Origin of the sequence: Novosphingobium sp. GV079, from assembly GCF_003058045.1 — a bacterium.
Classification (GTDB): Bacteria; Pseudomonadota; Alphaproteobacteria; order Sphingomonadales; family Sphingomonadaceae; genus Novosphingobium; species Novosphingobium capsulatum.
The window spans coordinates 1-3,826 of record NZ_QBUE01000043.1 but is presented as its reverse complement, the minus strand read 5'-3'; the positions used below and the strand labels follow the sequence as shown (position 1 = coordinate 3,826).

Annotated in this window: 7 protein-coding genes and 1 pseudogene; all 8 read right to left on the bottom strand. The window is 66.5% G+C overall.

Translation table 11 applies throughout. The annotated features are described in order from the left end of the window. Nucleotides 1-339: 339 nt before the first annotated feature. Nucleotides 340-846, bottom strand: coding sequence for an ASCH domain-containing protein (locus tag C8K14_RS22100; protein ID WP_107719310.1), 507 nt, complete (start codon nucleotides 844-846; stop codon nucleotides 340-342). Continuing rightward, the gene (locus C8K14_RS22095) at nucleotides 843-1,154 is read right to left on the bottom strand and encodes a hypothetical protein (RefSeq protein ID WP_107719308.1); all 312 of its coding nucleotides are present in this window, start codon (nucleotides 1,152-1,154) and stop codon (nucleotides 843-845) included. Before C8K14_RS22095 ends, C8K14_RS22100 begins: the two co-directional genes overlap by 4 nt. Then, nucleotides 1,151-1,450: a hypothetical protein gene (locus C8K14_RS22540; protein WP_133726926.1), complete on the bottom strand. Its 300-nt coding sequence runs from the start codon at nucleotides 1,448-1,450 to the stop codon at nucleotides 1,151-1,153. Before C8K14_RS22540 ends, C8K14_RS22095 begins: the two co-directional genes overlap by 4 nt. Further along, nucleotides 1,447-1,698 carry a hypothetical protein gene (locus tag C8K14_RS22090; protein ID WP_107719306.1) on the bottom strand — a complete coding sequence of 84 codons (252 nt, stop codon included), beginning with the start codon at nucleotides 1,696-1,698 and terminating at the stop codon, nucleotides 1,447-1,449. The genes C8K14_RS22540 and C8K14_RS22090 overlap by 4 nt, the downstream gene beginning before the upstream one ends. Nucleotides 1,699-1,734: 36 nt before the next feature. Then, entirely contained in the window at nucleotides 1,735-1,869 is a 135-nt protein-coding gene (locus C8K14_RS23175) for a hypothetical protein (protein ID WP_255420089.1), read from the bottom strand. Continuing rightward, a complete protein-coding gene (locus tag C8K14_RS22085) occupies nucleotides 1,866-2,078 on the bottom strand; it encodes a hypothetical protein (RefSeq protein WP_107719304.1) in 213 nt (70 codons plus the stop codon). The genes C8K14_RS23175 and C8K14_RS22085 overlap by 4 nt, the downstream gene beginning before the upstream one ends. Nucleotides 2,079-2,231: 153 nt before the next feature. Continuing rightward, nucleotides 2,232-2,714, bottom strand: a complete 483-nt coding sequence (locus tag C8K14_RS22080; protein ID WP_107758318.1) for a hypothetical protein — start codon at nucleotides 2,712-2,714, stop codon at nucleotides 2,232-2,234. Continuing rightward, nucleotides 2,711-3,826 (bottom strand): annotated as a pseudogene (locus C8K14_RS22785) (bifunctional DNA primase/helicase); the annotation flags it as partial. The pseudogene C8K14_RS22785 and the gene C8K14_RS22080, both read right to left, overlap by 4 nt.

Here is a 3,826-nt window from a genome sequence, read left to right as displayed (position 1 = left end):
CCATCATCGAGATGGTCGAGCAGGTTGCCGCGAATATGGCGATTGCTGCCATCGTCGGCCGGCTCGAGGTCGCAGGACCAGGCATCAATGCCACGTGCGAGGAACGCGCGGCGCAGCACACCGCTGCGCTCGCAACCGATCAGGACGCGCGCGCTCATTGCCGGCCTCGCCGAATGATCTGCCAAGCAACGCCGATGCAGGATCCGCCGAACGCGCACCACGTCACGAGCAGAAATTCTGGCCAACCCCATGCCCAAGGCCAGGACCAAGTGGTCAACGCCCGCAAGGCTATGCCGCAGATCGTGCCGATGACCGTGCCAAAGATGATCGAGAGCAGCATCAATGACCACCTCCGATCGCGTCGACGGGGGTCTGCCAGTTCCATAGGCCCTGAAAGCCGCGCATGGGGATGGGTTCGGGCCAGGCCTCGATCTCGCGCATGGGCCAGCCCCAGTTGGCGTGTTCGTCGCGGTCGCTGTCGTTGGCGCGGGGGACGCCGAATTCTTCCGCGATTTCGGTGCCGAGGCGCGGTTCTCCGACGATCGCCGTGCCGATGCCGGCGGACATGGGCAATTCGCGGGCCAGTGCCTGATGAAGAACGGCCCCGGCCTTTTCGGCGATCAGGCAGGTTTCTGCCCAAGAGGGCGCCACCAGTGGAACTTGGCGCCAGCGGCACAGATCGATCAGCAGCTGGATTTCATCGCGTGGGCGCTTGGCGGCGCCGGCATGGATGACGATGCGCTGGCCGATCAGGGATGCCGGCGGGCGCCAGCCCCGGAATTCGTAGGGCTTGGCGCCGGCAATGATCAGGCTGGCCCACGGTTGCCAGATGGTGAGGGCCTTCATGCCGCTTCTCCCTCGGCAGCGGCCTTGTCGCCATAATCCATGGCGGCGAGGCACTTGGCGACGAGGTTCCAGACGTGTTCGCGCAGGCGGGGGTGGCCGGTGACCTGGCTTTCGCGCTGGGTTCCCTTGCCGCCACGGATGGCGGCGCAGAGGGCGCCATCGAGGGCGGCCTTGGAGCGGCCCTTGAGGGTGCGGCAGCGGTAGTTGCCACGGGTATTGGTGCCGCCGATGTTATCGACCACCATGCGGGCGAGTTCGGTCTTTTCGCCGTTGACGGCAGACCACAGTTCGACGCGGACGACGATCATGCCGCACCGCCCTTCTTCGGTCGGCCGACCTTCTGATATTTGTTGATGTGGCGCGGATCGGTCTTTTTCGTGCTCATCAAGCCTACCGGAGGAAGCTGTAGATCCCCGAAATTGACGCACGGAACTGATCCCTTGCGGACGGGGCAGTTGGTAAGATGGATCGCGCCGGGAGTGATTACGTGCCGGCTCTCATCCCAATCGTCGACGATGGTATCTATGCCGAAATGCGCGGCGATGCGGGCAGCGTTGCGGGTTTTTCCGCAGGCCATGGGACCATAAACGATGACCGTTTTCATGCCGCACCGCCTTCCGTCGCCTGCGCGACGGGTTTGGGATCGTGGCGGGTGCCGCAGAACGGGCAGAAGGTGTGGGCGAAGTGGCGCGGCTGCTTGCTGCGCGTTTCGTGCTTCCTGGTGTCCTTGCGCACCAGGGGCGTGAAGGTGCGGGCGACCAGCTCGTTGCGGTCGCTGGCAAAGCAGATCGCGATTTCCAGGGTGTGGTCGGTCAGCTGCTCATCGATGTTCTTGATGCATTCACAAGCCATTGCGGGGCTTCCTTTCGTTGCGGGTGGAGGCTGGTTTCACCAGGGGAGGCAGTGCTCGAGCGGGCAGCGGGCGAAGCCGGCGATGACGCGATCGAGGATGTGCAGGGCGGCGCTCAGCACCAGGGTGAGGGCGACGGCGCGGCCTACGTCGCGGGGGCCGAGGGCGATCACTGCGCCGCGTACCTGGGCGAGAGGGGCTTGCGGCGCGGGCGGGGCTGGGTGGCCTCGCGGACGGGCACGCCGGCGCGGGTGCAGTCTTCGCACCAGACGTTGCCGGCGCGGGTGGTCCAGCCCACGGGCAAGTGGCCATCGGCGGCGGAATGCTGGTTGCCGCAGCGGCATTCGAAGAGGGCAGGCGCGAGGCGGTGGGCAATCGACATGGGCAATCTCCGGTTCAGCGGGTGAGGATCGCCAGGCAGTGAGCCCTGGCAGCGGTGAGCCACCGGCGCGGGCCGGCGGGGATGGGAAAGCGGGCGGGCCTGGGCGATGCGGTCGGGCGGCAGGCGCGGCAGGGGCAGGCCATGGGGTGAAGGTCACGCGGCACGGCGGGCCTCCTGTTCGGCGGCGATGAGCTGGCGCAGCACGAAGGTTTGCGCGCGGCAGGTGCGGGTGCGGCGGCCTGGCTCGAGGTGCCAGGCCATGGCGATCACCCATTCGGCCTGGGCGGCCAGCTCGGCCGTCAACCCGCGCTGCTCGCGGGCGATCTCGGCAATGGTGGCGATGCTCTGGTCGAGCGCCTCGCGCAGGGCCGGGATCTGTTCCGCCTCAGCCGGGGCACCTTCGCCGGTGGCCATCCAGCGCCATTCGGCTGCGAGGATCTCGAACACCGCGATCTGCGCCTCGGCCTCGGCGGCTGTCATCCGGCCCTTGGCGATGAGCTGGGGGAAGCTGTTTCGCCGCGTGTCCAGCATGCGCTCGGCCATTTCGCGGATCTCGGCATAGTCGAACGCGGCGGCGGGCGGCTCGGGGCTTTGGATGCCGTGCCAGATGCGGAATTCCTGTTCGGCCCAGGTCATATGATGCGCTCCGCCTTGGCGGGCTGCTCGAACACCCAGCATCCGACGATGTGGCCGGCGGGGTTGTTGACCTTCTTGCGGTCGACAAACTTGCGGCTCTTGCTGCCGCGCAGCACCTTCTTGAGCAGGTCGACGTTGGGGGCAGAGAGGCCGGCATTGCGGCAGCGCGATTCGAACTCTGGGAGCTGGATGGCGAAGAGCCGATCCTTGTCCCGCGCCTGGTTGAGAGACCGGCCCTCGCCGTGGTCCTCGGGCTTTTCGCGCGCGAGCAGGTATTCGACCTTTTCCCAGAAATCGGCGACGGCGGGATGATCGCCGCCGGCGCTCAACTGGCGATCGAGCGCGAGGGCCTCGATCAGCGAAAGCGTCTCGGCCACCCATTCCTGGCGGATCGCAGGGAACAGCGCCGGCAGGGTTTCGACGGCGGCGGCGAGCTGGCGATGGTTCTTGATGATGCGGTCGTTGTGGAGACCCTCCACCCGGCTGCGCATGTCCCGCTCGTGGAATTCCGACCGCGCGAAATAGCGCTCGAGCCACTTGGCCTCGTTGCGCACGACATGAACGATGGTGCCGGACACCTGCTCCATCGGCCATTGTTCGAGGCGGATGGCGGCGGCCCGGGTGGCTTCGTTGCGCCCGGCCTTGTCGATCGACATGGACATGAGGCGCTCGAGCACGGCGGGGATCGCGTCGATCCGCTCGTTCTGCACCAGGTAGATCGTGCCGAGGAATGGCGGTTCGCTGGTTTCGACGCCGTTACTCTTTTGGCCGGTGCCGCGCGGGGAGCGGCCGTTGAACAACACGAGCAACTCGTTGTGGTCGAACTGGCGGCCACCGGTGCGCTTTTCATCGTTCCGGCCACTTTCGATCAGGCCAACCGGGAGATTGGCCACCTTGATCAGGCTGCGGGCGATGAAGGCCGGGGTGGCTTTGTTGGGGTCAAACCCTTCGTATCCGCTGCGGCCGAGCAGCTTCCAGAGGAACTCGATCAGGGTGGATTTGCCCGAGCCGGGTTGCCCGGTGATCTCGAGGAAGCCGATCGACTTTTCGCGCTGGCGGATCTGCACCGCGAAGAGCGACATGACGAAAAAGGCCAGGCCGACCATGGCCTT

Excerpts from the sequence above, each read along its gene's own strand:
- C8K14_RS22100 (WP_107719310.1), bottom strand. The coding sequence starts at position 846 with ATGAAGGCCCTCACCATCTGGCAACCGTGGGCCAGCCTGATCATTGCC.
- C8K14_RS22095 (WP_107719308.1), bottom strand. The coding sequence starts at position 1,154 with ATGATCGTCGTCCGCGTCGAACTGTGGTCTGCCGTCAACGGCGAAAAG.
- C8K14_RS22540 (WP_133726926.1), bottom strand. The coding sequence starts at position 1,450 with ATGAAAACGGTCATCGTTTATGGTCCCATGGCCTGCGGAAAAACCCGC.
- C8K14_RS22090 (WP_107719306.1), bottom strand. The coding sequence starts at position 1,698 with ATGGCTTGTGAATGCATCAAGAACATCGATGAGCAGCTGACCGACCAC.
- C8K14_RS22085 (WP_107719304.1), bottom strand. The coding sequence starts at position 2,078 with ATGTCGATTGCCCACCGCCTCGCGCCTGCCCTCTTCGAATGCCGCTGC.
- C8K14_RS22080 (WP_107758318.1), bottom strand. The coding sequence starts at position 2,714 with ATGACCTGGGCCGAACAGGAATTCCGCATCTGGCACGGCATCCAAAGC.